The 25,998-nt window shown below is 71.5% G+C and carries 18 protein-coding genes; 11 read left to right on the top strand and 7 right to left on the bottom strand.

Translation table 11 applies throughout. The features are described from left to right. Window positions 1-260 precede the first annotated feature (260 nt). Window positions 261-1,766, bottom strand: coding sequence for an SDR family NAD(P)-dependent oxidoreductase (locus tag ACGFU6_RS06470; protein ID WP_393608487.1), 1,506 nt, complete (start codon window positions 1,764-1,766; stop codon window positions 261-263). Between the two features lie 192 nt (window positions 1,767-1,958). Beyond that, the gene (locus ACGFU6_RS06465; RefSeq protein WP_393608485.1) at window positions 1,959-3,473 is read right to left on the bottom strand and encodes an MFS transporter; all 1,515 of its coding nucleotides are present in this window, start codon (window positions 3,471-3,473) and stop codon (window positions 1,959-1,961) included. A 213-nt stretch (window positions 3,474-3,686) separates the two neighbouring features. On the opposite strand from ACGFU6_RS06465, the gene ACGFU6_RS06460 reads away from it, so the two are divergent. From ACGFU6_RS06460 to ACGFU6_RS06440, 5 genes are all read left to right on the top strand, one after another. After that, the gene (locus tag ACGFU6_RS06460) at window positions 3,687-4,589 is read left to right on the top strand and encodes an RNA polymerase sigma factor SigF (protein WP_393608483.1); all 903 of its coding nucleotides are present in this window, start codon (window positions 3,687-3,689) and stop codon (window positions 4,587-4,589) included. A gap of 200 nt (window positions 4,590-4,789) precedes the next feature. Then, window positions 4,790-6,010, top strand: a complete 1,221-nt coding sequence (locus tag ACGFU6_RS06455; RefSeq protein WP_393609055.1) for a PP2C family protein-serine/threonine phosphatase — start codon at window positions 4,790-4,792, stop codon at window positions 6,008-6,010. Beyond that, complete coding sequence (locus ACGFU6_RS06450) at window positions 6,000-7,616, top strand: CHASE3 domain-containing protein (RefSeq protein WP_393608482.1); 1,617 nt, start codon at window positions 6,000-6,002, stop codon at window positions 7,614-7,616. Before ACGFU6_RS06455 ends, ACGFU6_RS06450 begins: the two co-directional genes overlap by 11 nt. Next, the gene (locus ACGFU6_RS06445) at window positions 7,613-8,056 is read left to right on the top strand and encodes a response regulator (RefSeq protein WP_024492202.1); all 444 of its coding nucleotides are present in this window, start codon (window positions 7,613-7,615) and stop codon (window positions 8,054-8,056) included. The genes ACGFU6_RS06450 and ACGFU6_RS06445 overlap by 4 nt, the downstream gene beginning before the upstream one ends. Before the next feature lie 104 nt (window positions 8,057-8,160). Further along, a complete protein-coding gene (locus ACGFU6_RS06440) occupies window positions 8,161-8,616 on the top strand; it encodes an ATP-binding protein (RefSeq protein ID WP_393608480.1) in 456 nt (151 codons plus the stop codon). A gap of 52 nt (window positions 8,617-8,668) precedes the next feature. On the opposite strand, the gene ACGFU6_RS06435 is transcribed toward ACGFU6_RS06440, so the two are convergent. Continuing rightward, the gene (locus ACGFU6_RS06435) at window positions 8,669-9,844 is read right to left on the bottom strand and encodes a PP2C family protein-serine/threonine phosphatase (protein WP_393608479.1); all 1,176 of its coding nucleotides are present in this window, start codon (window positions 9,842-9,844) and stop codon (window positions 8,669-8,671) included. 80 nt (window positions 9,845-9,924) lie between these two features. Here ACGFU6_RS06435 and ACGFU6_RS06430 point away from each other — a divergent pair, with 80 nt between their 5' ends. Both ACGFU6_RS06430 and ACGFU6_RS06425 read left to right on the top strand, forming a co-directional pair. Then, complete coding sequence (locus tag ACGFU6_RS06430) at window positions 9,925-10,422, top strand: MarR family transcriptional regulator (RefSeq protein ID WP_393608477.1); 498 nt, start codon at window positions 9,925-9,927, stop codon at window positions 10,420-10,422. A gap of 251 nt (window positions 10,423-10,673) precedes the next feature. After that, window positions 10,674-11,006 (top strand): STAS domain-containing protein, encoded by a 333-nt coding sequence (locus ACGFU6_RS06425; protein ID WP_393608476.1) that lies wholly within the window; start codon window positions 10,674-10,676, stop codon window positions 11,004-11,006. A 72-nt stretch (window positions 11,007-11,078) separates the two neighbouring features. On the opposite strand, the gene ACGFU6_RS06420 is transcribed toward ACGFU6_RS06425, so the two are convergent. Continuing rightward, complete coding sequence (locus ACGFU6_RS06420; RefSeq protein WP_393608475.1) at window positions 11,079-13,427, bottom strand: GH92 family glycosyl hydrolase; 2,349 nt, start codon at window positions 13,425-13,427, stop codon at window positions 11,079-11,081. Window positions 13,428-13,718: 291 nt separating this feature from the next. Further along, window positions 13,719-16,400 (bottom strand): PA14 domain-containing protein, encoded by a 2,682-nt coding sequence (locus tag ACGFU6_RS06415; RefSeq protein ID WP_393608473.1) that lies wholly within the window; start codon window positions 16,398-16,400, stop codon window positions 13,719-13,721. 600 nt (window positions 16,401-17,000) lie between these two features. Between ACGFU6_RS06415 and ACGFU6_RS06410 the strand changes: the two genes are divergently transcribed. After that, entirely contained in the window at window positions 17,001-18,320 is a 1,320-nt protein-coding gene (locus tag ACGFU6_RS06410; protein ID WP_393608472.1) for a DMT family transporter, read from the top strand. Here ACGFU6_RS06410 and ACGFU6_RS06405 read toward each other — a convergent pair. Continuing rightward, complete coding sequence (locus ACGFU6_RS06405) at window positions 18,290-19,630, bottom strand: transglycosylase family protein (RefSeq protein ID WP_393608471.1); 1,341 nt, start codon at window positions 19,628-19,630, stop codon at window positions 18,290-18,292. The two genes, ACGFU6_RS06410 and ACGFU6_RS06405, sit on opposite strands and share 31 nt — an antisense overlap. Before the next feature lie 216 nt (window positions 19,631-19,846). Here ACGFU6_RS06405 and ACGFU6_RS06400 point away from each other — a divergent pair, with 216 nt between their 5' ends. The 3 genes from ACGFU6_RS06400 to ACGFU6_RS06390 all read left to right on the top strand — a co-directional run bounded on the left by ACGFU6_RS06400 (window position 19,847) and on the right by ACGFU6_RS06390 (window position 24,194). After that, the gene (locus ACGFU6_RS06400; protein ID WP_393608470.1) at window positions 19,847-22,357 is read left to right on the top strand and encodes a glycoside hydrolase family 3 C-terminal domain-containing protein; all 2,511 of its coding nucleotides are present in this window, start codon (window positions 19,847-19,849) and stop codon (window positions 22,355-22,357) included. Between the two features lie 8 nt (window positions 22,358-22,365). After that, window positions 22,366-23,475, top strand: coding sequence for a LacI family DNA-binding transcriptional regulator (locus tag ACGFU6_RS06395; RefSeq protein WP_393608469.1), 1,110 nt, complete (start codon window positions 22,366-22,368; stop codon window positions 23,473-23,475). A gap of 158 nt (window positions 23,476-23,633) precedes the next feature. Further along, window positions 23,634-24,194: a hypothetical protein gene (locus ACGFU6_RS06390; protein ID WP_393608467.1), complete on the top strand. Its 561-nt coding sequence runs from the start codon at window positions 23,634-23,636 to the stop codon at window positions 24,192-24,194. Window positions 24,195-24,269: 75 nt separating this feature from the next. Here the strand turns inward: ACGFU6_RS06390 and ACGFU6_RS06385 are convergent, their stop codons facing one another. Next, on the bottom strand, window positions 24,270-25,628 hold the full coding sequence (locus tag ACGFU6_RS06385) for an ROK family protein (RefSeq protein ID WP_393608466.1): 1,359 nt from the start codon (window positions 25,626-25,628) through the stop codon (window positions 24,270-24,272). Window positions 25,629-25,998 lie beyond the last annotated feature (370 nt).

Below are 25,998 nucleotides of genomic sequence, written 5' to 3'. Positions count from 1 at the left end.
AGGATCAGCTTCGGTCGCGGTGGCGCCGGGTACGGGGCGGGACGGCGGCCCGGTTGACAGGCCTGTCCCAGGACGGCCGGGGAATCTTCGTGGATCCCTCGGTGGCGTCCGTTCCCCTCAGAGTAACCAAATGAGCGCCCGTACGCTCGATGGAACGTGTGCCCTGGGTCACTTTCAGCCACCGAGCACGGAAAAGACCCGGCCCGGGAGGGTTCCCGGACCGGGTCCGCATCTGTATGGAGGGGCGCTGCCGCGGGCCGCTACCAGTTCGCCGGTGCGTAGTCCTTGAGGAAGCAGCCGTACAGCGGCTCGCCCCCTTCGCCGCGCACGATCGGGTCGTAGACGCGGGCGGCGCCGTCGACCAGGTCGAGCGGGGCGTGGAACCCCTCCTCGGCCAGGCGCATCTTGTCGGGGTGCGGCCGCTCGTCGGTGATCCAGCCGGTGTCGACGGCGGTCATCAGGATGCCGTCCTTCTCGAACATCTCCTGGGCGCTGGTGCGGGTGAGCATGTTCAGCGCTGCCTTGGCCATGTTGGTGTGCGGGTGCCCCGCCCCCTTGTAACCGCGGCCGAACACGCCCTCCATCGCGGAGACGTTGACCACATAGGAGTGGGCCGACGCCGTCGCCGCCATGGCCGGGCGGAGCCGGCTGATCAGGATGAACGGTGCGGTCGAGTTGCAGAGCTGGACCTCAAGGAGCTCGATCGGCTCGACCTCGTCGACTGTCTGGATCCAGCTGTTGCTGTGGTGCAGGTCCGGGACGAGCCCGCCCGCGTCGATCGCGGTACCGGCGGCGATGCGTTCGAGCGAGGCGGATCCGGTGACCAGCGCGAGCTCGGTGACGTCCTGCGCGCTCAGCCCCTCCTTGCGGGCGGCGGGCAGCGCGGCGACGCGGTCGACGGTGCCGCTGCCAAAGGTGCCGATCACCTCGGCGGCGGGGAGTTCGCCCGCGGGCAGCGGGGCGGACTCGGCACCGAGCAGCTCGCTGTACGCCTGCGGTGAGCGGCGCACCGTCTGGGCGGCGTTGTTGATCAGGATGTCCAGCGGGCCCTCGGCGGCGACGGATTCGGCGAGCGCGACGACCTGGGCGGGGTCACGGAGATCGATGCCGACGATCTTCAGCCGGTGGATCCACTCGTCGCTGTCCTCCATCGCCTTGAAGCGGCGGATGGCGTCGTTGGGGAAACGGGTGGTGATCGTGGTGTGCGCACCGTCACGCAGCAGCCGCAGCGCGATGTACATGCCGATCTTGGCGCGGCCGCCGGTGAGCAGCGCCCGGCGCCCGGTCAGGTCGGTGCGCGCGTCGCGGCGGGCACGGTTCTCCCGGGCGCACGACTGGCAGAGCTGGTGGTAGAAGGCGTCCACCTCGACGTACCGCGTCTTGCAGATGTAGCAGGACCTGGGGCGCTGGAGGACGCCCGCGATCTCCGCGCCGGCGGAGGAGGACGGCAGGACGCCCTGCGTCTCGTCGTCGATGCGGTCGGCCGAGCCGGTCGCGGTGGCCTCGGTGACGGCCTTGTCGTGCGCGGTCTTGGCGGCCCGGCGCTCCTGGCGGCGGCGCTGCTTCACGGTCCGGTAGACGCCGGCGGTGGCGCGGCGCACCGCGATGGCGTCCGGGTGGTCGACCTCGATGGTGTCCAGTTCGTCGAGCACCCCCAGGCAGACGGCCAGCCGCTGCGGGTCGATCCCGGGACCGAACTCCTCGCTGCCGGGCGCGAGATCCTCGGTACCGGGCACGAGCTCGGGGCCGTCCTCTGTCACCGTCATTGCCGTTCCTCTGTTGCTTGTGCCGCCGGATTCTCCCGGCGGACCGTGGCGCGCCGCCGAGCCGGACTCACGAGGACAGGCATCCACGGGACTGAAGGTCCGGCCGCGGGCTTCCGCGCGAAGCCGCCGCACTGCGGGCCGAACGCCCCACCCAAGTTTGCCATGCTCCGGCGGCTGCTCCATTCGAGTGCGTCAGCCGGGTTCGCCCGACGGCGCGGCGGAGGGCTTCGTGCCGCTTCCGCCCGTGTCCTCCCGGGCGCTCAGCGGCGCGGCGATGTCCTCGAGGGACCGGCCCTCCGCCGCTACGGCGAAGAAGCAGGCCACCAGCCCGGCCGCGATCATGAGCACGGCCCCGACGCAGAAGGCCAGCGCGGTGTCGGCCGGCACACCGCTCTCCGTGAGCTCGGCGAAGACCAGGGGTCCGGAGATGCCGCCTGCGGCGGTGCCGATGGCGTAGAAGAAGGCGATCGCCATCGCGCGGGTCTCCATCGGGAAGATCTCGCTGACGGTCAGGTAGGCGGAGCTGGCGCCGGCGGACGCGAAGAACAGCACGACACACCAGCACGCGGTCATGGTGACGGCCGAGAGCCACCCACTGTTGAAGAACCACGCGGTGACCAGGAGCAGGACACCGGACAGGAGGTACGTCCCGGCGATCATGGGTTTGCGGCCGACGGTGTCGAAGAACCTGCTGAGCAGAAGCGGTCCGAGGAAGTTGCAGGCGGCGATGACGGCGAAGTAGTAGCCGGTCGCGCCGCTTGACACGTCGAAGAACGTGACGAGGATCGAGCCGAAGCCGAAGGTGACGGCGTTGTAGAGGAACGCCTGCCCGATGAAGAGCGAGAAGCCCAGCACGGCCCGTTTCGGGTAGGACCGGAAGACGGTCCTGGCGATCAGCCCGAAGCCGATCCCGCCCCGCTGCTCGACGGTGATGCTTGTCCCGGCTTCCGGAAGCCTTCGTCCCGTCTCTGACTCCACCTCGCGTTCCACCTCGGCCACGAGCGTCTCCGCGTCCTCGTCACGGCCGTGGATGAACATCCAGCGGGGGCTCTCCGGCACGTGGCGGCGCACGAGGAGGATGACGAGTCCGAGGACGACGCCCAAGGCGAAGGTGAGACGCCAGCCGACGTCCTTCGGGAAGACGGACGTGTTCAGGGCGAGCACGGAGAGCAGCGATCCGGCCACCGCGCCGAGCCAGAAGCTGCCGTTGATGATGAGGTCGACACGTCCCCGGTACTTGCTCGGAATGAGTTCGTCGATGGCCGAGTTGATCGCCGCGTACTCCCCTCCGATCCCGAAGCCGGTGAGGAACCGGAAGAGGAAGAACCACCAGACCGAGAAGGAGACCGCGGTGAGTGCCGTCGCCAGGAGGTAGACGGCGAGCGTGATCAGGAAGAGCTTCTTCCTGCCGTAGCGGTCGGTGAGCCACCCGAAGACCAGCGCACCCGAGCACGCCCCCGCCACGTACATGGCCGCGGCGATCCCGGTGACCTGGCCGGCACTGATGGGCAGACCGCTGCCGTCCTCGGAGAGCCGGCTCGCGATGTTCCCGACGACCGTGACCTCCAGGCCGTCCAGGATCCAGACGGTCCCGAGCCCGATCACGATCATCCAGTGCCACCTGGACCAGGGGAGCCTGTCCAGTCTCGCCGGAATCCTGGTCGTGACAGTGGCGGTCGCCGGGCCTGTGGGATCGCTGTTCGCCATGGCATCTCCCTGTATCGGATACAAGACAGTGCCCACGAATGCGGGCCGGCAACATCCCGGATCCAACAGGCACCGAGACAAAAATGGGCATACCGGCCACTCGCGATCGCTGCCGCCACGACGGCGAAAAAAGAATCGCACCCATTCGGCATGGCCTCACCGATGCGGGGCACACGAGGTCTGACGCACTTGGCGATCAGGAGGGGCGACAACATGGCGGCCACGACGGAGCAGACCGGCAGAGTTCTCGATGCCGCACGCTCGTTCTCGGAGCAGACCGGCATCCCTACGGAGCCCGGCACTGCGGAGCTGCCGTGGATCGAGGACACCGGAAAGGTGGCTCCGAAGGACGCCCGCGCGCTGTCGAAGCTGTTCCTCGACCGGCTCCAGGTCCTGGAAGAGGGCACCCACGAGTACCAGTACGCCCGCAACACCCTCATCGAGATGAACCTCTCCCTGGTGCGGTACGCCGCCGCGCGGTTCCGCAACCGCGGTGGCGACGACACCGAGGACATCATCCAGGTGGGCACCATCGGGCTGATCAAGGCGATCGACCGGTTCGACCTCTCGCGCGAAGTCGAGTTCGCCACCTTCGCGGTCCCGTACATCGTCGGGGAGATCAAGCGCTTCTTCCGGGACACGACCTGGGCGGTGCACGTGCCGAGGCGGCTCCAGGAACTCCGCGTCGACCTGGCGAAGGCGAAGGAGGAGCTCTCGGCGAAGCTCGACCGCGACCCGACCGTCAAGGAGCTCGCCGACTTCATCGACCTCCCCGAGGAAGAGATCATCGAGGGGCTCGTCGCGGCCAACGGCTATTCGGCGGGGTCCCTGGACTCCCCCTCGGCCGAGACCGATTCCGGGAGCGACCAGCGGTCGTTCGCCGAGATGATCGGCGAGGCCGACCCGGGGATGGCGACCGTCGAGAACCTCCACACACTGGCACCGCTGCTGGAACAGCTCGACGAGCGTGAGCGCAGCATCGTGCGGATGCGCTTCGGCCAGGAGATGACGCAGTCCCAGATCGGTGCCGAGCTCGGCGTCTCGCAGATGCACGTCTCACGGCTGCTCGCCCGCATCGTCAAGCAGTTGCGCGCCGGGATGTCCGTCGAGGCCTGACCCCCGCGGGTGGGAGTGCCGCGTCCCGGCAACGCCCGTTCCGCCGCCTCACAGCAGCACAATGGCGCCTGCCCGCACAAGGGCAGGCGCCATTCACATATGCTGCCTGGCGACGGCGGGCGGCCCGCTCGATCACGACGAGAGGGTGAGGCGTGGCTGAGACGCGTACTGGCTCCCACGCGCGGCATCCGGTCAGCGCGATGCTCCCGGCACAGACCGGAGCGAAGCCGGACGGCCGGGGCTCCGTGTGGGATGTCAACGCTGCCATCCTGCTGGTCGAGGACGACGCGGGTGACGCCCTCCTCGTCGAGGAGATGCTGGCCGACGGCGAGCTGGACTCCGCACTCACCTGGTGCAAGACCCTGACGGAGGCCCTGGCCTTTCTGCGCGGGCACGGGACGCCCGTGTGTGTCCTGCTGGACCTGCACCTTCCCGATGTGACCGGGCTGAGTGCCGTCACCCAGATCGTGGAGACCACTCCGGACGCCGCGATCGTGGTGCTGACCGGTCTTGCCGAGGCCGAGGCCGGACTCGACGCGGTGGCCACCGGTGCGCAGGACTACCTGGTCAAGGGCCGGCTCGACCCGCAGGCTCTGTCCCGCGCCGTCCGCTACGCCCTCCAGCGCAAGCAGGTCGAGCGGGCGGCGGCGGCTCTGCGCGCCAACCAGCAGATGGCTCAGGAGAACGCCCGCCTGGAGCGCGGGCTGCTGCCCGTACCGCTCCTGAACGACGACGGTTTCGAGGCAGTCGCCCGGTACGAGCCCGGCCGCGCCCACGGCCTGCTCAGCGGTGACTTCTACGATGTGGTCCAGACGTCCGACGGCACGGTGCACGCCGTGATCGGCGATGTGTCGGGGCACGGCGCGGCGGAGGCCGCGCTGGGCGTGTGCCTGCGGGTGGCCTGGCGCACGGCGGTGCTGTGCCGCACCGACCAGCTGGAACAGATCGCGCTGCTCGAGGAGATCCTCGTCGCGGAGCGGTCCGACCCGCATGTCTTCGCGACCGTCACCTCACTCGTCTTCCCGCCCGGCGGGGACCACGTCCGGATCGTACGGGCGGGACACCCGGGGCTCCTGCTGCGCGACGGCACGGACATCGAGTGGGTGGAGCCCGAGGGCGGCATCGCACTCGGGCTGCTGCCCGGCCACGGCCAGTGGATCTCCACCGACCTGCCGCTGGCGCCCGGCGCCGGTCTCGTACTCTTCAGCGACGGCCTGTTCGAGGGACGCACCGGACCGGACACCCGGCTGGGCGAGGACGGACTGCTCGCGATGGCCCGGAGCCGGGCCGCACTGCCCGCCCGCCCGTTCGTCGACGCGCTGGTCGACGGCGCCGCCGACGCGGCGGCCCCCCATGGCGGCCTCGCCGACGACGTGGCCGTGCTGCACCTCGCCTGGAACAGGACACCTCATGGCCAGTGACTCACCGACCGACGCCCCGCTGCTGCCGGGACGGCTGGCCCGGCTGTCGGTCCAGAACTGGGTCCATCTGATCCTGGCCTGCTTCGTCGTGGTCGTGTGCGGCTGCCTGGTAGTCGGCGGACTCGTGCTGGCCCGGATATCCGACCGGACCACCGAACTGGTGGACCGCATCCAGCCCGCCCGCTCCGCCTCGTTCCAGCTGCAGAACGCGCTGCTCGACCAGGAGACCGGGGTCCGCGGCTACGCCCTCAGCGGCGACCCCACCTTCCTCGAGCCCTATGCCTCGGGCCAGCGCGACGAACGGCTGCGGCTGGCCCGGGTCCGCTCGGCGATGGGCGACGCCGACCCGTACGCCCGTGATCTGGACCGGATCGCCGCGGCGTCCGAGCAGTGGCGCAGGGACCATGCCGAACCGCTGATCGCCGCCGTCCGCCGCGACGGCCGGGAGAACAGCTCGTCCGCCAGGACCGCCGGGAGCAAGACCGCCTTCGACACGCTGCGCCGGCTCTACACCGTGCAGCAGTCCCATCTCGACACCGCCCGCGACCACGCCCGCGACCAGCTCAACGACGCACGCGTCACCCGCGACCGGACGCTGATCGCGCTCGTGGCCTGCTTCGTGCTGTGCGTGATCGCGCTCAGCCTGCTGCTGCACCGGGTGGTGGGACGGCCGCTCCACTCGCTGGCCGAGGCCTCCAGACGCGTACAGTCCGGCTCCTTCCGCCGCCGGATCGAGGTGCGCGGCCCCTCCGACGTACGCGCGGTCGCCGGCGCCGTCGAGGACATGCGGTGCCGCCTGGTCGAGGAGCTCGACGCCGCCAACGAGAAGGAGGAGCTGCTGGCCCAGCAGACGGAGGAGCTCCGCCGCTCCAACTCCGAGCTGGAGCAGTTCGCGTACGTCGCCTCGCACGACCTCCAGGAGCCGCTGCGGAAGGTCGCGTCCTTCTGCCAGCTCCTGGAGAAGCGCTACGGGACGGAGCTGGACGCACGCGGCAAGCAGTACATCGACTTCGCGGTGGACGGCGCCAAGCGCATGCAGGTGCTCATCAACGACCTGCTGACCTTCTCCCGTGTGGGCCGGGTCCACGACAGCTGGCGCAGCGTCGACCTGGACCGCTCGCTGGACCGGGCGCTCGCCAATCTGACCCTGATCATCGAGGAGTCCGAGGCCACGGTCGTACGCGAGGACACACTGCCCGAGGTGAACGGCGACGGCACGACCCTCGCCATGATCTGGCAGAACCTGATCGGGAACGCGGTGAAATTCCGCCGCCCGGACGAGCCGTGTCTGATCACGGTCGGCTGTGTGCGGGAGGACGACGTCTGGCACTTCACCGTGACGGACAACGGGATCGGGATCGCGCCCGAGTTCGCCGAGAAGGTCTTCGTCATCTTCCAGCGTCTGCACGCCCGTGACGAGTACGACGGCACGGGGATCGGACTCGCCCTCTGCCGCAAGATCATCGAGTTCCACGGCGGCCGGATCTGGCTGGATCCCGAACCCCGCCAAGGGACCCGCATCCACTTCAGCCTGCCCGTCGCGGACGACGGCCCCACCGCCGACGAGACCGCCCCGCCCGCCGAGATCCACGGAGATGCCGCGTGACCCATCCCGCACAGCCCATCGAGGTCCTGCTCGTCGAGGACGACCCCGGTGACGAGCTGATGACACGTGAGGCGTTCGAGGACAACAAGATCCGCAACACCCTCCACGTGGTCCGCGACGGCCAGGAGGCGCTGGACTTCCTCTACCGCAGGGGAGAGCACGGCGAGGCCCCGCGCCCCGACCTGATCCTGCTCGACCTGAACCTGCCCAAGTACGACGGGCGCCAGGTGCTGGAGCAGATCAAGCAGGACCCGGAACTCTCCCTCATTCCAGTGGTCGTGCTGACGACGTCCTCCGCCGAGGAGGACATCCTGCGCAGCTACAAACTGCACGCCAACGCCTACGTCACCAAGCCGGTCGACCTCGATCAGTTCATCGCGGCGGTCCGCCAGATCGACGAGTTCTTCGTGACCGTGGTCCGGCTCCCCGGACGTGCGTAAGATCTGCTGGCATAGGCCGGGAGTGGGATCTCCCGGCGCGGGTACACGAGCAACGAGAAGCGAGGCCCTCACGGCCTCCCCCCGCTGCGCCCTGGCTGGAGCACATGAACGAACAGGCCATCTCCCGGCCGGACGACTCCCCGAGGAGCCGTCCGCCCACGGAGGCACTGCACGCCGCCGAGGTGTTCGACGGCGAGCCGGGGTGCATTTCGCTGGCGCGAGGCCTGGCCGACCGATTTCTCGCGCGGCTCGTCTCCGAGTGGATGGCCGTGCTCGGGCCGCACACCCGCAACGATCTGATGCTGGCCGTGAGCGAGCTGGTCACCAACGCCGACCGCTACAGCCACGGCCCCTATCTGCTGGAGCTGGAGGGCACCGCGGAGCGGATCAGCGTGACGGTGTACGACAGCAGCAGCGCGCTCCCGGTCTTCTACTCCCCGGACCCGAGCCGGCTGGGCGGCCACGGCATGGAGATCGTGGTGGCCCTGTGCGACCGGCTGACGGCCGAGCGGGTGCCCGTCGGCAAGCGCATCCGCGCCGAGTTCACGCTCAGCAGCTGATCAGGGCCGCCCCCGCGGTCTCCGGCCCCCGCCGTCTCCCGCCCAGAGGCGGTCAGCCGTCCGCGTCGTGCCTGCCGAACCAGTCGATGCAGACGACCAGCGCGTCGTCGAGCGGTTCCGACTCGCGGTAGTCCGCGAGTTCACGCAGTACGGCGCCCGGCACCGAGGCGGCGGGCAGCAGCCGGGTCGCGAGGACCGCCCGGGCGAGGCCTCGCTCCACATAGGCCTCCCCGAGGGGCGAGACGGTGTCGTACACCCCGTCGCTGACGAGCAGCAGCCGGTCGCCGGGGCTCAGCTGGACGTGCTGGACGTCGTACCGCGACTCCTCGAACATGCCGAGCGGCAACTGCGCGTCCAGCTCGACGCGGGCGACCTTCCTGCCGCGCAGCCGCCACAGCTGCGGGGAGCCGGCGTCCACCGCGCCGACCGTTCCGGTGGCGAGGTCGAAGCGGAGCAGCAGGGTCGACACGTGGGCGCTGCCGCGGTGCTGGTCGTAGAGCGCCTGGTCCGCGAGTGCCGCCTGGTCCGCGATGCCGATGCCGGCCCTTCGGGCGTTGCGGAGCGCGTTCACGGCGAGGTTGGTGAGCAGGGAGGCCTGGATGCCCTCGCCCATGCCGTTGGTCACGGAGACGGTCAGCTGGTCGCCGTCCGCCGCCCAGTCGAAGTTGTCGCCGTGGATGGCGTACGCCGGCTCCAGCTGGGCACCGATGGCGTACTCGGGCGCGGTGAACGCCCGTGCGGGCAGCAGCTGCCACTGCATCTCGGCGGCCAGGGTGAGCCGCGTGACGCGGCGGGCAGCCTGGTACAGGTCGGTGTCCCGTTCGGCGACGACGATCTCGTGGCCCAGCAGGTCGGCCACCTGGGCCAGCTCGTCCATGGTCCGCGGGGTCGAGGCTCCCGCCGGGAGGCGGACGGTGAGGATGCCGAGGCGCTCGCCGCGTACCGTCACGGGGAAGTGGTGGTCGACGGCGCCGCCGTGGCCGGCCGGCTCCTCGTGCGGGCGCTGGCTGCCGAACGCCCGGCCCTGCGCGCTGTTGTGCATCGACAGGGTGCGTTCGCGCCCCGGTGCGGAGCCGACCGGCTTGAGTACCGTCATGCCGTAGTCCGCCAGCAGCAGCTCCACGGACCGGGCGTCGTACGCCGCGGCGAGTGCCGCGCGCACCGTCTCGACCAGGGCATGCGGTGCGGCCGCGCGTACGGCTCTCTCGATTTCGGTGCGGACGTTCACGGTCTTGCGCTCATTCCTCGTCGGGTCGCGGAGCCTGGGCCGGGCTGACAGAAGCACGTTCCGGATGACAGAGTGGACGGATGCGACACCGTACCGATCCTCCTCAGGGCCTTGAGCGGGTCTCCGAGGACGTGTGTGCCGCATCGGAACTGCTGGAGGTGCTCTGGGGCCGGGGCCAGGAGGCCGCGCCTCCGGGCACGGTCTCGCCCTCGCAGCTGCGGGCCCTGCTCGTCATCGAGAAGCAGGAGGGCAGCAACCTCCGCTCGCTCGGTGAGGCGCTCGGCTCGCGGGCTCCGTCGGTGAGCCGGCTCTGCGACCGGATGGAGGCCATGGGCCTGGTCCAGCGTGACCCGAGCCCGGTCAGCCGCCGCGAGGTCGAGCTGCGGCTGACCGGGCGGGGCCGCGCCCTGCTGGAGGAGTACCGGGCGATCCGTACGCGTGAGCTCTCCGCCGTACTGGAGCGGATGCAGCCCGCCGACGTGGCGGCGCTCGCCGGCGGGCTGGCCGCCTTCCGTTCGGCGGCGGCGCAACGGCTCACCGCCGGCCGGCTCCGGGACGATATCGCGGACAGCGCCTAGCTTCATCGAGCCCCTGCTTCCGCGTTTCTGAGGTACTCCCCGAGGGGAAGCGTTCATTGATCGTTCGGGTACAGATTGTTGCCCCATGAAGAATGTTGTCAAATGGCAACTATTACTTCTATCGTTGGACCTTCACCCGCCGCGAGCAGGGACGGACATGCACCGGACCGTCCGCGTCAACCGGCGTTCTCCCCCGCCGTCCAGTGCGTCATGAGGTGACCGTGCTTCCATCCCCCAGTGCCGGCAGAGCCATGAGAATCGTCCCACGCCAGGACCGGGGAGCGCTGGTCCTCGGCGTGACCGGTGACCTCGACATCGACAACGTCGCCCCGCTGGGCGCAGCGCTGGAGAGCGCGGCAGCGGCCGGGGACGGTCCCGTCGTCGTCGACCTCTCGGACGTGAGTTTCGCGGACTCGACGACGGTGAACGTGCTGCTCCAGGGGCAGACCCTGCTGGGCCCCCGGCTGCGGCTCGCGGAGCCGTCCCCCTTCATGGAGCGGCTCATCGGGGTGCTGGGCCTGGACAGCGCGCTGCCGGTCTTCCCGACCGTCGCCGAGGCGATCGGCCCTCCGCTCCCCCTCTGAACCGCGAAACCCGGGCGCCCGTCCCCCTGTCGTGCAGGGGGAAGGGCGCCCGGGTCGCGTGGGCCGGCCGGGTCAGCCGAGCGCGGGCGGGGCATCCTCGGGGGAGGTGCCCCAGGCCGACGGTTCGGCGCCCACCGTGAAGGAGAGCGAGCGGGCCGAGCGGATGTCGTCCGTGGTCAGGTAGGTGCGCGTCTGCTTCGCGCCGTCGAGCCGGGCCGACTGGATGTAGCGGTCGGTGTCCGAGGCGCCGGGTGCGCTGACGGTGAGCGCGCCGCGGGGGTAGTACTTCCGGTCGAGCTTGATGTCGACGCGCTCGAACGCGGGCGTGGACAGGCCCCAGGTGTCGGTGCCGGGCTGGACCGGGAAGACCCCGATCGAGGACAGCACCATCCAGGCGGACATGGTGCCCAGGTCGTCATTGCCCGTCATGCCGGTCGGGCCGTTGGTGAAGAGCGTCAGGGCCGCGTGGACCACGTCGGTCGTCTTCCACGGCTGACCGGTGGAGAGATAGGTGTACGGGGCGATGAGGTCGGGCTCGTTCTGCGGGTTGTACTTGTCGGCGTTGTAGTACGCGTACGGGCCGTTGACCCAGACCTCACGGGCGGTCTTCGCGGGGTCGGCCAGCAGCTTGTCGTAGGCGAAGAAGGAGTCGAGGCGCTGGTTGGCGGCGTCCTTGCCGCCGATCAGGCCGACCATGCCGGGGATGTCCTGCGGCACCATCCACTGGTACTGCCAGGACGTCCCCTCGTGGAAGCCCTCGCTCTCGGCCGGATCGACGGGACCGGTGAAGGCTCCGGCGGCGTCGCGGGCGCGGAAGAAGCCGGTCGACGGGTCGAAGATCTTCCGGTAGTTCTGCGCGCGGGCCTCGTAGCGGGCGGCGTCGGCCTTGTGGCCGAGGTCCTGGGCCATCTCGGCGAGCATGCCGTCGGACAGCGCGTACTCCAGGGTCGCCGAGGCGCCGTGGTCGTAGTCCGAGTCGCCGGGCTTGGCGTGCGGACGGTCCTTGACGTACGGGGCGAAGCCGTCCTTGAGGTACTCGGCGTTGGCCTCCCGGCCGACCGGCGCGGAGTCCGTGGGCGGCACACCGTCCGCGTTCTTCTTCAGGGCGCGGTACGCCTGCTCCTCGTAGCCCTTCAGCAGGCCCTGCTGGTAGGCGTTGGTGAGGAAGGGGGTGACCGGGTCGCCGGTCATGATGTTCGTCTCGACCGTGCCGTAGCCCCACTTGGGCAGCCAGCCGCTCTCGGCGTCGATCCGCAGGACGGAGATGGCCATGTCGCGGGACTCGCGCGGGGCGAGCAGCGAAAGGAGCTGGGCCTGGGTGCGGTAGGTGTCCCAGAGCGACCAGTTCTGGTAGTACGTGAAGCCCTTGGCCCTGTGCTTCTTCTGGTCCCAGCCCGTGTAGCGGCCGTCGACGTCGCTGCCGATGTTGGGCGCCAGGAAGGACCGGTAGAGGGAGGAGTAGAAGGTGCGGCGCAGCTCGTCGCCGCCGCCCTGGGCCTTCACGCCTTCGAGGCGGTCCTCCCAGTCGCGCTGGGCGGCGCGCTCGACGTGGTCGAAGCTGCGGCCGCCCTCGGCGCGGAGGTTGAGCGCGGCCCCCTTGGCGTCGACGTAGCTCAGCGCGGTGGTGGCCTCGACGGTCCGGTCCTTGCTGGTGTCGAAGCGCAGCCAGGCGCCGTTGCGGGCGTCGGTGGCGGAGGACTTCTTCGAGCCCTCGGTGACGGTGTCGCCGCTCCAGGTGCCGGAGGTGGTGAACGGCCGGTCGAAGTGGGTGACGGTGTAGACCGTGTACGGCTTGGTGTCCTGGCAGAAGCCGCTGCCGGTGATCGCGGTGCGCACGGTCCGGCTGTCCAGGATCTCGACCTCGGAGGACAGCGTCTTGTGCAGCGACTGCCCGGCGTTGAGCAGGACGTTGGCCTTGTCGGTGGCCGGGAAGGTGTAGCGCTGGACCCCGGTCCGCTTGGATGCGGTCAGCTCGGCGTCGATGCCGGTCTTGAGGCCGACCCTGTAGTAGCCGGGGCTCGCCTTCTCGTCGTCGTGGCTGAACTCGGCCGCGTACTTGCCGTAGTCGGTCTCGGTGACGTCGCCGGTGGTGGGCAGGGTCGGCAGGTCCCCGCCGAGTCCGCAGCCGACGCCGGAGAGGTGGACGGCGGAGAAGCCCCGGATGTGGTTCTCGCCGTAGTCGTAACCGGTGTTGTGGCCGGTGTCCGGGGAGAGCTGCACCATGCCGAAGGGCACGGAGGCGCCGGGGTAGGTGTTGCCCTCGTTCTGGGTGCCGATGAACGGGTTGACCAGATCGGTCAGCCGGCCGTCGCGCGGCGCGGCCTCAGCCGTGGCCCCCGTGGTGAGGACACCGCCCAGGAGCGCGGCGGCCGCGAGTGCGGCCGCCGGGCCGCGCAGTCGCGGCCGTGGGGTCCGGTGCATGGGAATACTCCTTCGGACAACGTTGTCAGAGCGCGATCATTCTTGGTTCCCCGTCAGCCCCCGTCAAGGGGGCGGACGGGCCCGCTCCGGTCCGCCCCGCGAGGGACGGACCGGAGCGGGCCTCAGGGTCTTTCGTTTGGATCAGGCCGGATCAGGGAGCGGTGTCCGGTGCGTGCGGCTGCAAGGCGAAGGAGGGAGTGAATGCGGAGCATTGGCGACCGACGACAACGCCGCAGATGTGCGTGCCGGACACCGCGAGCCCGGCATGATCCAAACGAGAGGCCCTAGCGGTCAACCGGCGGGGCATCCCGCCACGTCGGGCTGCGAGGCGTCGCGGATCAACGCCTGCTGGGCGTCGTGGACCCGCTTCACGTCCGGCTTGACGACCCTGCGGTCGTAGGTGAGCAGGCCGTTCAACTCGCCTTCCACGTCGGAGATCTGCGTGTACACCGCGCCGTTGCTGCCCTTGCAGGCCAGCGCGTGGACCTCGTCGAGCTTGGCGAGGTAGTCGTCGGTGTAGGTGGCCGGGTCGACCGCGATGTACGACTGCTGCACGGCCCAGGCGTGGCCGGGTACCGCGAGACCGAGTCCGCCGTACTCACCGCTGATCAGGGCGCGTTGACCGTCCGGCTTCGGCAGGGCCGGGCTCGGGTAGCCGTGTTCGTCGATGATGTCCCCGGTGCCGCCGTCGACGCCCAGGTTGATGCCGGACATGCTGTTGACCAGGCGCGTCGGGTCCCAGGACTTGGCCTGGTCGGCGATGCGGGCCTCGTCGTACTGGCCCCAGCCCTCGTTGAAGGTGACCCACATGACGACGGACGGGTGGCTGGAGTGTTCGTCGATCATCTCCTTCATCTCGCGCTCGTACTCGGTGCGGGCGGCGGCCGACGGGTTGACGGTGTTCATCGCCGGCATGTCCTGCCAGACCATCAGACCCAGCTTGTCCGCCCAGTAGAACCAGCGGTCGGGCTCGACCTTGATGTGCTTGCGCACCGAGTTGAAGCCCATCGCCTTGTGCATCTTGAGGTCGTACGCGAGTGCCTCGTCGGTGGGCGCGGTGTGCAGCCCGTCCGGCCAGAACCCCTGGTCGAGGGTGGCCATCAGGAAGACCGGCTTGCCGTTGAGGACGGTGCGCGGGGTGCCGTTCACCTTCTCTACGGAGATGGACCGCATCCCGAAGTAGCTGCCGACCCGGTCCGAGCCGACGGTGACCTTGAGCTGGTAGAGGTGCGGGTCGTCGGCGGACCACAGGTGAGCGTGCGGGACGCGCACCTTGAGCGCCGATCCGGTGCGGCCGGTGGCGGTGCCCACCTTGCGCTTGCCGTCGTACACGGTCGCGGTGACCGGGACGCCGTCCCGTACGCCGCGCGCCTCGACGGTGACGTTCCCGCCCGGGACGTCCGGGGTGACCTTCAGCGAGTCCGCGTGGTCGGCGGCGACCGGCTCCATCCAGACGGTCTGCCAGATGCCGGACGACGGGGTGTACCAGATGCCGCTCGGGTCCAGGCGCTGCTTGCCCATCGGCGGGTTCTCGCCGTCCTTGGCATCGGTCGGGTCGTAGACGCCGACGATCAGCTCCTGGGTGCTGCCGGGCTTCAGCGCGTCGGTGACGTCCGCGCTGAACTTGTCGTAGCCGCCCTTGTGTTCGGTGACCTTGTGCCCGTTGACGTACACCTCGGCCTGCCAGTCCACAGCGCCGAAGTTCAGCTGGAGGCGCTTGCCGGAGCCGACCTTCCAGTTCTTCGGGACGGTGAAGGTCCGGCGGTACCACATCCGGTCCTCATGCCGTTCGATCCCCGAGAGCTGGGACTCGACCGGGTACGGGACGAGGATCTTCTCGCCGAGCTTCCTGCCGACCGGGGCCTGCTCCCCCGCCTTCGCCGCGGCGAACTCCCAGGAGCCGTTGAGGTTCTGCCAGTTGTCGCGGGTGAGCTGGGGGCGCGGGTACTCGGGGAGGGCGTTCTTCGGCCCCACCTCGTCGGCCCACTTCGTACTCAGCTCGTGCGTGGAGTGGTTCGGCCCGCTGGACCAGAAGGCGCCGACCTGCCTACCGTCCTCGCCGGCCAGCGCGCCGTCGCCGTCGTAGCGGATGTCGGCCAGGCCGGTGGCGTTGCCGGCCTTGTTGCCGACGACCGGCTCCTTGAGGGCGACGGTCAGGCTGCGCGGGTCCTTCGGGTCGGCCCTGACGGCGCCGAGCGGCCACTCGGCGCCGCCGATCACCGCGTCCAGGTGGTTGACCAGGCCGGCCGGGAGCTTCCCGAGCTTCTGCGCGAAGTCCAGCTTGAGGGTGCGGCCGTCGGCGAGCACGGTCGCGGCGATCGCTCCGTCGTACGCGAAGTCGTCGGGCAGCCGGAAGGCGGACTGCGGCACCGGCACCTTGGTGCCGCCGGGCTCGGTCCACTTCAGGTGGAGGTTGGAGCCGCCCTCGTGCTCGAAGTACTCGACCTTGAAGTCGTAGGCGGTCCCCGCGGTCAACTCGACCGGCTCGGAGGTCTGTTCCTTCTCCCAGTCGTCGACCCAGTGGTCGATGACCGGCTTGCCGTCGATCCAGAGACGGAAGCCGTTGTCCCCGATCATGGAGAAGGTGGTGGCGCCGGACTTCTCCGGCACGATCTTCCCGGTCCACCGGATGCTGGCGTCGTCGGACTGCCCGGTGGCCGAGGACAGCCGCGATTCCAGGGTCGGGAAGTCGATGCCCGGGTCGAACCCGGTGGCCTTCAGCTCACCGAAGTCGAAGGCACCCGGGGCGGACTGGGTGTAGTACTCCCCCTTGAGCCCATGCACGTCGGCCGGGCTCCCGGGGTCCTGGTCCGCCGCCGAGGCGGCGGGTACGGCGGACAGTCCCGCGGCGCCGACGACGGCGGCGAGCAGCAGGACAAGCTTCTTTCTGATGCGCACGGATCCTCCTTGTGAGGAAGGGTGGCGGCTCGTTGCAACAGGATGTACAACGTTGGAAGGAATGGCAGTTGGCATGACAGCACGACGGATACGGCCCTGTCCAGGTGCATGACAATCCGTAGTCCGGAGGGAGCGGGACAGCCGGAACCGGCAGCAGACCGGCGCGGCACGGGGCAGGACGCACCCCCGCCGCGCCGCACTTCGGCACGCCCGTGACCAGGGGCTCGGCGGGCCGGGCACTCTCAGCGCCGGGCCGAGGCATGTCCCGGGACGACGCCGAGCGGCCACGCCCGCCGAAGCCGCCGCGCGCTTCTCCTTCGCGCTGCCGGCCTCCCGGGCGCGCCGTCGAAGACGCGGACACCGCGTCCGGCGACGAGGTGGTCCGCAGCGCGAAGAACGCGCTCACCGAGGCCGCTTCCGGTAGGCCGCTTCCGGCTCGTCCATCGTGCTGCCGGCCCCCGCTCCCGGCCACCTGTCGTGACGCCGCGGACACCAGGAGTGCCACCGCTCGCGGTCCACCGCACCCGTACGGGATGATCGTTCTGACGTCGGCCGCCGGGGGGACTACCGTCGGGAGGAGGACACCGTAACCACTGCCGTACTACCAAAGCAGTACGCCGGATCGCCGTCTCAAGGACGACGACGCGGCGGCTTTGAAGGGCCATCGTGGTGTACATGAGTTCCCTCGCGCTGTCCGTGCTGCTGTCACTGGTCTCCGCGGTCGCATATGCGGCCGGCGCGATCGTCCAGGAGCGCGTCGCCACGGCCTCCGACGGCCGCTCGCTCGCTCCGCTGCGTGACCGTGTCTGGTGGGCCGCGGTGGCGCTGAACGGCGTGGGAGCGCTTCTGCACGTGGTGGCGCTGGCCTACGGTCCGCTCAGCCTCGTGCAGCCGCTGGGCGCCCTCACCATCGTCTTCGCGCTGCCGATGGCCGCTCTCTTCGTCGGCCGCAGGGCCGGGGCCACGGCCTGGCGCGGCGCGGTCATGGCGACCGTCGGGCTGGCCGGCCTGCTCGCCCTCACCGGAAGCTCCGACGCGCACACCCTGGGCGGCCCGCAGCAGCTGATGCTCGGCACGGTGACGTTCGGCGCGGTGGCGGCGCTCGTCCTGGTCTCGAAGGCGATGCGCCGGCCGGTGATGCGGAGTGTGGTGCTGGCCGGGGCCGCCGGTGTGGCCTTCGGTATCGCCTCGGTGTTCACGAAGACCGTAGCCATGGAGTGGACCTCGGGCTCGGTGGGGACCGGGCTGCCGGCCCTGCTGGTGATCGCCGCCCTCGCCGCGACCGGCCTGCTGCTGTCCCAGGCCGCGTACCGGGGAGCGGGCCTGACCGCCCCGCTCGCCACGGTCACCGTGGTGAACCCGGTGGTCGCCGCGGCCGTCGGCATCACGCTGTTCGGTGAGACGTTCCGCTACGGCACCCCGGGCACCGTGCTCGCCCTGGGCTGCGGGGTCGTCGCGGCCGGCGGGCTGATCCTGCTCACCACGGAACGCATGGGCGCCGAGCGCCGGCGGGGCCAGGAGGCGGCGGCCGGCGGGGCACGGGAGGACGGCGACAGCGCGGACGAGGTGCCGGGCGCCTCCGCCCCGCCCGCCGTGTCCCCCGCGCCCGAAGCCGGTTCCACTCCCGTCCCCGGCGCCGGGGCCGGGGATTTCGGCGGGCCCGCCGGCTCGCCGGCCCCGGCGGGCGCTTCACGGCGACAGGCCGGGGCGCCGCAGGCCGCGGTGACGTTCCCCGATCCCCCGGACCCCGCGGCCCCGGAAACGTTTCACGGCCGGCTGTCGCGGCCTGTACGGATCCCGCCGGAGCGCCGGTCGGTGCAGGTCGAGTTCACCCCGGGCCCACGGCCGCCGCACACCGGCGCCGCCGGGCGCGGCGGATCATCGCCCGCCGGGTCCACCGCCTCGCCGCCCGCTGCCGGCGCCACAGCCGTGACGGCCGATGACGACGGACAGGGCAGGAGTGTTCAGACCTTGACGCCGCCCGCCCTGAGGTAGGCCAGCGGATCGATGTCGGAGCCGTACTCGGGGCCGGTGCGGACCTCGAAGTGCAGGTGCGGACCCGTCACGTTGCCGGTGGCGCCGGAGCGGGCGATGCGCTGGCCCTCACCGACACGCTGACCGGCGCGCACATGGAGCGCCGACAGGTGCGCGTACTGGCTGTACTTGCCGTCGCTGTGCCGGATGACGACCTGGTACCCGTACGCCCCTCCCCAGCCCGCCGTGACGACCGTGCCCGCGGACATCGCCTTGACCGAGGTGCCGGTGGGCACGGGGAAGTCGACGCCGGTGTGGTACCCGCTCGACCAGGAACCGGCCTGCCGGTACTGGGTGCCGGTACGGGCTTCGACCGGGGCGGTGATCCCGGCGTGCTTCGCGGTGTGCCCGGCGGTCTTGTGAGTCTCCGCCTTCTTCGGCGCGGGCCTGGCCTGCTGCTTGGTCTGGGCCGCCGGCCTGGGGTGCGACGGCTTGGCCGTCTGCTCGGGGTGTGCCCGCTTCGCCGGCTGCTTCGGATGCGCCTGCTTCGGCGCGGGCTGCGCCGTACGCTTCGGCGCGGCGGGGCGGGCCGCCGGTTTCGCCTCCGCCTTCGGGGCGCTCTTCGTGCTCGCCCTCGGGGTCCCGGCCAGGTCGAGGCTGAGGCGCTGTCCGGGGAAGATCAGGTCCGGGTCGTCGCCGACGACCTTACGGTTCGCCGAGTACAGCCGCTGCCAGGCGCCGAGGTCGCGGTCGGCCGCGATCCCGGAGAGCGAGTCGCCGCTCGCCACGGTGTACGAGTCGCGCTTGCCCGGCACGGACGTCGGCGTGGCCGCCGGGGCCTGCTTCGGCCGGGCCTTGGCCGGCGTCGAGGTCCTGGCCTCCGTGGCCGCCCGCTTCGGCGCCGCGACCTTGGCCGTGTGCTCGCTCTGCGGGCTGATGTCGGGAGAGTCCCCGCCCCGCGCCAGTCCCGCCCGCGCGGAGCAGACCGGCCAGGCGCCCGGACCCTGCCCCTTCAGGACCTTCTCCGCGATGGCGATCTGCTGGTCCCTGCCGGCGAGGTCGGCGCGTGGCGCGTACTCCGCGCCGCCGTACGCGTCCCAGGTCGACCGGGTGAACTGCAGCCCGCCGAAATAGCCGTTACCGGTGTTGATGTGCCAGTTGCCGGTGGACTCGCACGCGGCCACCTTCTCCCACACATCGCCTGACGCGGCACCCGCCGATGCGGCCGTGATCAGCGGGAGTGCTAGTCCCGCACCGCCCGCCGTGACCAGCACCGAGGCACGGTTGATGCGGCTCGGCTGGTATCTGCGGTGCCGTCCGTTCGCGGCCATGACTTGGCTCCCCCACTGACAGTAGGACACGTCGCAAGCGGTCAACTTATGTGCTGACAGCGGGTGATGACAAGAGCGCGACCGGTTACGCGCTTCAACACCCGCGCAACCGTTCCCCATTGACACGGTCGACGTCAGCCAGCGACGCTGACCCAGGCACGATGGGAGAGCGCTCTCCGGCTACCGGGAGCGCTGGGGTGAAGGGACATGGCCGTCATGACGGACGAAGAGATCGACCGGCTGCTGGAGAAGCTCGACGCCACGCAGAAGGTGCGCCTGCTGACCGGCGGGAGTACCTGGCGCACCCGCCCCGAACCTGCTGTCGGACTGCGCGCCCTCACCCTCTCCGACGGACCCGCCGGGGTGCGCGGCGAGACGTGGGACGAGCGCGAGACCTCGCTCGTGCTCCCCTCGCCGACCGCGATGGCGGCCTCCTGGGACGAGCGCCTGCTCACGGATCTCGGCGCGCTGCTCGCCACCGAGGCCCGCCGCAAGGGTGTGGACGTGGTCCTCGCCCCGACCCTGAACCTGCACCGCTCCCCGCTCGGCGGGCGGCACTTCGAGTGCTTCTCCGAGGACCCGCTGCTGACCGGGCGGACCGGGGCCGCGCTCATCAGGGGAATCCAGTCCGGCGGGGTCTCCGCGACCGCCAAGCACTTCGTCGCCAACGACGCCGAGACGGACCGGCTGACCGTCGATGTGCGCGTGGACGAGCAGACCCTGCACGAGGTCTACCTCGCTCCCTTCGAGGCCGCGGTGGAGGCCGGGGTCTGGACCGTGATGTCCGCGTACAACAAGGTCGGCGGCGTGACCATGTCCGCCTCGCCGCTGCTGGAGAACCCGCTCAAGAGCGACTGGGGGTTCGACGGGACGGTCGTCTCGGACTGGGGAGGCGTGCGCACCCTCCTGGACACCGCTCGCTCCGCGCAGGACCTGGTGATGCCCGGCCCCGACGGCCCCTGGGCGACCGGACTGCTCGCCGCCCTGGAGCAGGGCCTGGTCCCCGCCGACGTGGTCGACGACAAGGTGCGGCGGCTGCTTCGGCTGGCGCGGCGGGTGGGTGCGCTCGGCTCGCCCCGGCCCGCCCGGCGGCCCGCGGTGGCGCCCGCCGCCCGGCGCGCGCTGCTGCGCCGCGCCGTCGCCGCCGGTTCGGTACTGCTCCGCAACGACGGGCGGCTCCTCCCGCTCGACCCGGCCGGGCTGCGCTCGGTCGCGGTGATCGGCACGCACGCCACGCAGGTACGGATCCAGGGCGGCGGCAGCGCGGAGGTCTTCCCCGACTCGGTGGTGACTCCGCTCGCCGGGATCCAGGAGGCCCTGGGCGGGGACGCGAGGGTGACCTGCCGGCCGGGACTGCCGCCGTCGCCACTGCCCCGCCCCCTCACCCGGGACTGGTCGCGCGACCCCCGGTCCGGGGAACCCGGCGTACTCGTACGGCTGCTGGACGCGGACGGGGCCGAACTCCACGCCGAGCACCGGCTGTCCGGCCGGATCGTGGAGCCATCCGTCACGGTCGAGGGCGCCTCGGCCGTGGAGATCCGGGCCCTGGTCAGGCCGCCCGTGGGCGGGGTGTGGACCTGGGCGGTGGGCGGCTGGGGCGCCATCACCCTGTCCGTCGGCGGCCGGGAGGTGCTGGCCGGGACCTTCCCGCTGGACAGCGACGATCCGACCCGCGTCCATGTCGCGCCGCCCGAGCACCGCGCGCGGGCCGAACTCGCGGCGGGCCAGGAGGTGGAGGTGGTGGCGCGGCGCTCGCTCGCGCCGCACTCCGGAGTCGCGACGATCCTCTCCGCCGCCCCGCCCGCCGGGGACGCGTCCGCCGCGCTGGCCGAGGCCGTGGCCGCCGCGCGGGCGGCGGAGGTCGCCGTGGTGGTTGTGGGCACCACCGAGCAGAGCGAGTCGGAGGGGCACGACCGCGAGAGCCTCACCCTGCCGGAGGGGCAGGACGCGCTCGTCCGGGCCGTGGTGCGGGCCAACCCCCGCACGGTGGTCGTGGTCAACTCGGGCGGCCCGGTCGCCCTTCCCTGGCACACCCGGGTGCCCGCGCTGCTGCTCACCTGGTTCCCCGGACAGGAGGCCGGGAGCGGGCTGGCGGACGTGCTGTTCGGCCTGGCGGAGCCGGGCGGCCGGCTGCCGACCACCTGGGGCGCCGCCCAGGACGACGTACCGGTGCTCGACACCCGGCCCGCCCCCGACGGGCAACTGCGCTACGAGGAGGGCCTGCACCTCGGCCACCGCGCCTGGCTGCGCGCCGGCACCGCGCCCGCCTACTGGTTCGGCCACGGACTGGGCTACACCGACTGGGAGTACGAGGAGCTTGCGGCCCCGGCCGGGGTCCGGGCCGGGGAACCCTTCGACGTGCGGGTACGGGTGCGCAACTCGGGCCGGCGGACCGGCCGCGAGACGGTGCAGGTCTATCTCGCCAGGAGCGGGTCCGCGGTCGAGCGGCCGGTGCGCCGGCTGATCGGATACGCGGCCGTCCGGGCGCGGCCCGGCGAGAGCGTGGTGGCGGTGGTGCGGGTGCCCGGGCGGGCCCTGGCGCACTGGTCGGCCGAGCGGCACGGGTGGGAGACGGAGGCCGGTGAGTTCACGCTGCTGGCCGGCCGCTCGGCGGGCGAACTGCCGCTCACGGCGACGCTGACGGCGGCCGGGGCCACGCTCTCGCCCGGCTCCGGCTTTCCCGAGGCAACCCACCGCGATGGAGAGCGCTCTCCGTCGGTGCTATAAATGCGCTCATGACGGATGATCTGCGCTCGGCCGGCACACCCACCCTGGAGGACGTGGCGAGGGCGGCCGGGGTCTCCCGCGCCACCGTCTCCCGGGTGATCAACGGAGTACGCAATGTCGATCCGGTGATCCAGGAGGCCGTACGCCGGGCGGTCGCCAGCACCGGATACGCGCCCAACCGCGCGGCACGCTCGCTGGTGACCCGGCGTACCGACGCCATCGCGCTGGTGGTCTCGGGCGCCGGCGTGGAGAGCGAACCGGCCGACGGGGCGCGCCCGTCCGGAGCCGGGGGCGCGGAGTCCGGCGAGCCCGACAGCGGCTCCGCCTTCACCGCGCAGGTCTTCGCGGACCCGTTCTTCGGCCGGGTGGTGACCGGAGTGGTGAACTATCTGCGGCCGCGCGGCATGCACCCGGTGCTGATGTTCGCCGAGACGTCACGGGCCAGGGAGGACGTGGTCTCCTTCCTCCGCCAGGGCAGCGCCGACGGCGCCCTGGTCGTGTCGACGCACGCGGAGGACCCGCTGCCGGCGCTGCTGACGGACGCGGGGCTGCCCGCGGTGCTGTACGCCCGGCCGGCCCGCCCGATCCGGATCAGCTACGTCGACCTGGCCCACCAGGACGGCGCGCGGCTGGCGGCCGAGCATCTGCTGTCGCGGGGGTGCCGCCGCATCGCGACCATCACCGGGCCGCTGGACGTGCCCGCCGGGCAGGAGCGGCTGGCGGGCTTCCGCGACACGATGGCTGGGCTCGGACACCCGTACATCCCGATCGCCGAGGGCCAGTTCACCCAGGAGAGCGGCGAGGCGGCGATGGAGCGGCTGCTGGTCGAGCATCCGGATGTGGACGCGGTGTTCGCGGCCAACGACCTGATGGCGGTGGGCGCCTGCCACGTCCTGCGGGAACACGGGAAACGGGTACCGGAGGACGTCGCGGTGATCGGGTTCGACGACAGCAGCGCGGCGTCGGCCTGCCGTCCCCCGCTGACCACGATCCGCCAGCCGGTCGAGGCGATGGCCGCCGAGATGGCCCGGCTGCTGATCGAACGGCTGGCGAAGCCGGACGGCGCGACGACCTCCGTGATCTTCGAACCGGCACTGGTGGTGCGGGGCTCGGCGTAATCCCGCGCGAGGATCTCCGTGACCTCGAATCCGCGCGGGGACCCTGTGACGTTCGCGCACCGTACTGCGGGGTTGCGCGGCCGTGTCCGCCGCGGAAAGGATCGGGCGGTCGCCGCGCGGGGCCCTGCGGTCGCCGCACCACCTGATCGGGGTTCGCTGTGAGTCTGACCGACCGGATACTCCCTCTCGCGGGCGTCGCCCTCGGGGCGCTCATGTCGTACGTGGTGAGCAGCCTCAACGAGCGGACGAGGTGGCGCAGGCAGCAGGCCGTGCGGTGGGACGAACGCCGGCTGACGGCCTACGCGGAGTACGCCCACGCCGTCAAGGAGCTGGCGGCCGGGTACCGGACGCTGGCCGTCGCCCGCGGCCTGACGCCGGGGCCGGTGGCGGAGCCGGCTCCCGGGGCACTGACCGAACTCGGCGCGCTGGAGTCGCGCAGGTCGGCGCTGTCCGAGACACTCGCGCTGCTCGGTGACACCGAGGCGAACACCGCCTCCAAGACGCTGGACCACTGCGTATGGCGGCTGGAGTGCCTGGCCCGCGGTATCCCCACCGAGGCCGAACAGGACTGGGACCACGCGTATCTGGAGTTCCGCCAGGCACGGGACCGCTACGTCGCGCACGCACGGGCCGATCTCGGCGTCCCCGGGGCCGTGGCCCGGGAGGTGGCCTGGCCGGCCGCGTGGCGTCCCACGAGCCGGCCACCGTCCTCGCGGTGAACGGTGCCGGGCGGACGGCCGTGCACGTCCGCGCCCCCTCGCGCCGCGCCGCACCGCTCGTCCACCCCCGCCACCTCAGCCCGCCGCGTCCGAAGCCGTCTGCGGGTACTCCCTCTTGCGTACCGCGTCCGCGGCGGTCCGGAACCCCGGAGCCGGGGTGCTGGGCCGGGGCTCAGGGGCCGGGCGGCTGCCGCCCCTGGCGAGGAAGTCGGCCAGCGGGAGCGTCGCGGCGCCGACCGTGACCGCGTCCGGGCCGAGTCGGCCCATCTCGATCGTGGTGCGGGCCGCGGCGTGCCGGAGCGCGTACTCCTGGGCGTAGCGGCGGATGTCCGGCAGCAGGTGCGGTCCGATCAGCAGGCCCGCCCAGCCGCCGAGCAGGATGCGCTCGGGCAGGAAGAGGTTGATCAGGTCCCCGAGTGCCGCGCCCAGGCATTCGGCCGTCTCGTCCAGCAGTGACACGGCCAGTGGGTCCGGCTCACCGCCCGGCCCGGGGTAGGCCGCGGCCAGCAGCGCGGCGAGCGCGGTCTCGTCGTCGGCGTCGGCGGCGAGCGGGCCCCCCGCCTCGTGCCAGCGCTCGCGCATCGCCTCGGCGCCCGCGTACGCCTCCAGGCAGCCGATGGAGCCGCACCGGCAGCGGCGTCCGCGCAGCTGAACGGTGGTATGGCCCCATTCGAGGGCCATGCTGCTGCGGTCCTCGTCGAGCAGGTCGCCGTGGTTCACGCAGGCTCCGACGCCGGAGCCGATGAGCGCGATGGCCGAGGCCCCCGCACCCCGGCCGCCGCCGAACCACATCTCGGCCTGGCCCAGCGTCTTGGCGCCGTTGTCGATGAAGAACGGCACCTCCGGCGGGACCCGGACGGCTTCGCGGAGCAGCCGCTCGAAGGGGACGGCGCTCCAGTCGATCGTCTGACCGTGGACGACCGAGCCCACATCACCGACGGCGCCGTCCGGAGCATCCCGCTCTATGATCCCCGGCACGCCGATCCCGATGCCGAGCAGTCGGCGCGGGTCGGCCCCGGCGTCCCGCAGCACGTCGGCGACGCCGCTGCGGACGTGGCCGACGATGCGGCTGACGTCGTAGCCGTGCTGGGCCAGCAGCCGTTCGGTGCGGGCGAGTTCGGTGAGGGAGAGGTCGAAGAGCTCCACCCTTATCCGGGTCTCCCCGATGTCGATGCCGATCAGGAGCCCGCCCGTAGGCGCGACGCGCAGCAGCGTACGGGGGCGGCCGCCGTCGGAGTCGACGACCCCGGCCTCCTCCAGGAGGCCCTCGGCGTCGAGTTCCGTAACAACGTTGCTGATGGAACCCGAGCTCAGCCCGGTGGCAGGACCGAGCTCCTGGCGGCTCAGCGGGCCGTCGAAATACAACCGTTGCAACACTCTTGCCCGGTTGCCCCGTCGCAGGTCACGCACGGTCCGTCTGTTGCGCTCAGCCATGTGGCTCCTTCCCTTCCCGCAACATACCGTGACCGCGGGACTTGACGCGACCTTCTCTCACCTCTTACATCACGTCATAAATTAAGTCATGAAAACCATTCGGTTCTCGAACACGGCCTTCCTCCCCGGAAAGGGGACATCCGGCGCGCGCAACGTCGGAGGCGGTTCGCCCGACAGGGGCGGCAGCAACGACTCGCCGAAGACGTTCACCCGCTGGGCGCCCGTCCGGGCCTTCGGGCATCGAGGGCGGCAGGATGCCGGTCATTCCAGGCCGGAGACGCTCGAGCACCCGACCGGCATCAAGGTCGGGCCGACGGCCGCACTCCGGGCCGGTCCGACTCCACGGAACCCTCGGCCGCCTGCGCGTCCG

It is taken from the genome of Streptomyces sp. NPDC048462, from assembly GCF_043200175.1.
Classification (GTDB): domain Bacteria; phylum Actinomycetota; class Actinomycetes; order Streptomycetales; family Streptomycetaceae; genus Streptomyces.
The sequence above is the reverse complement of the archived record's forward strand: the minus strand, read 5'-3'. Positions and strand labels throughout refer to the sequence as shown.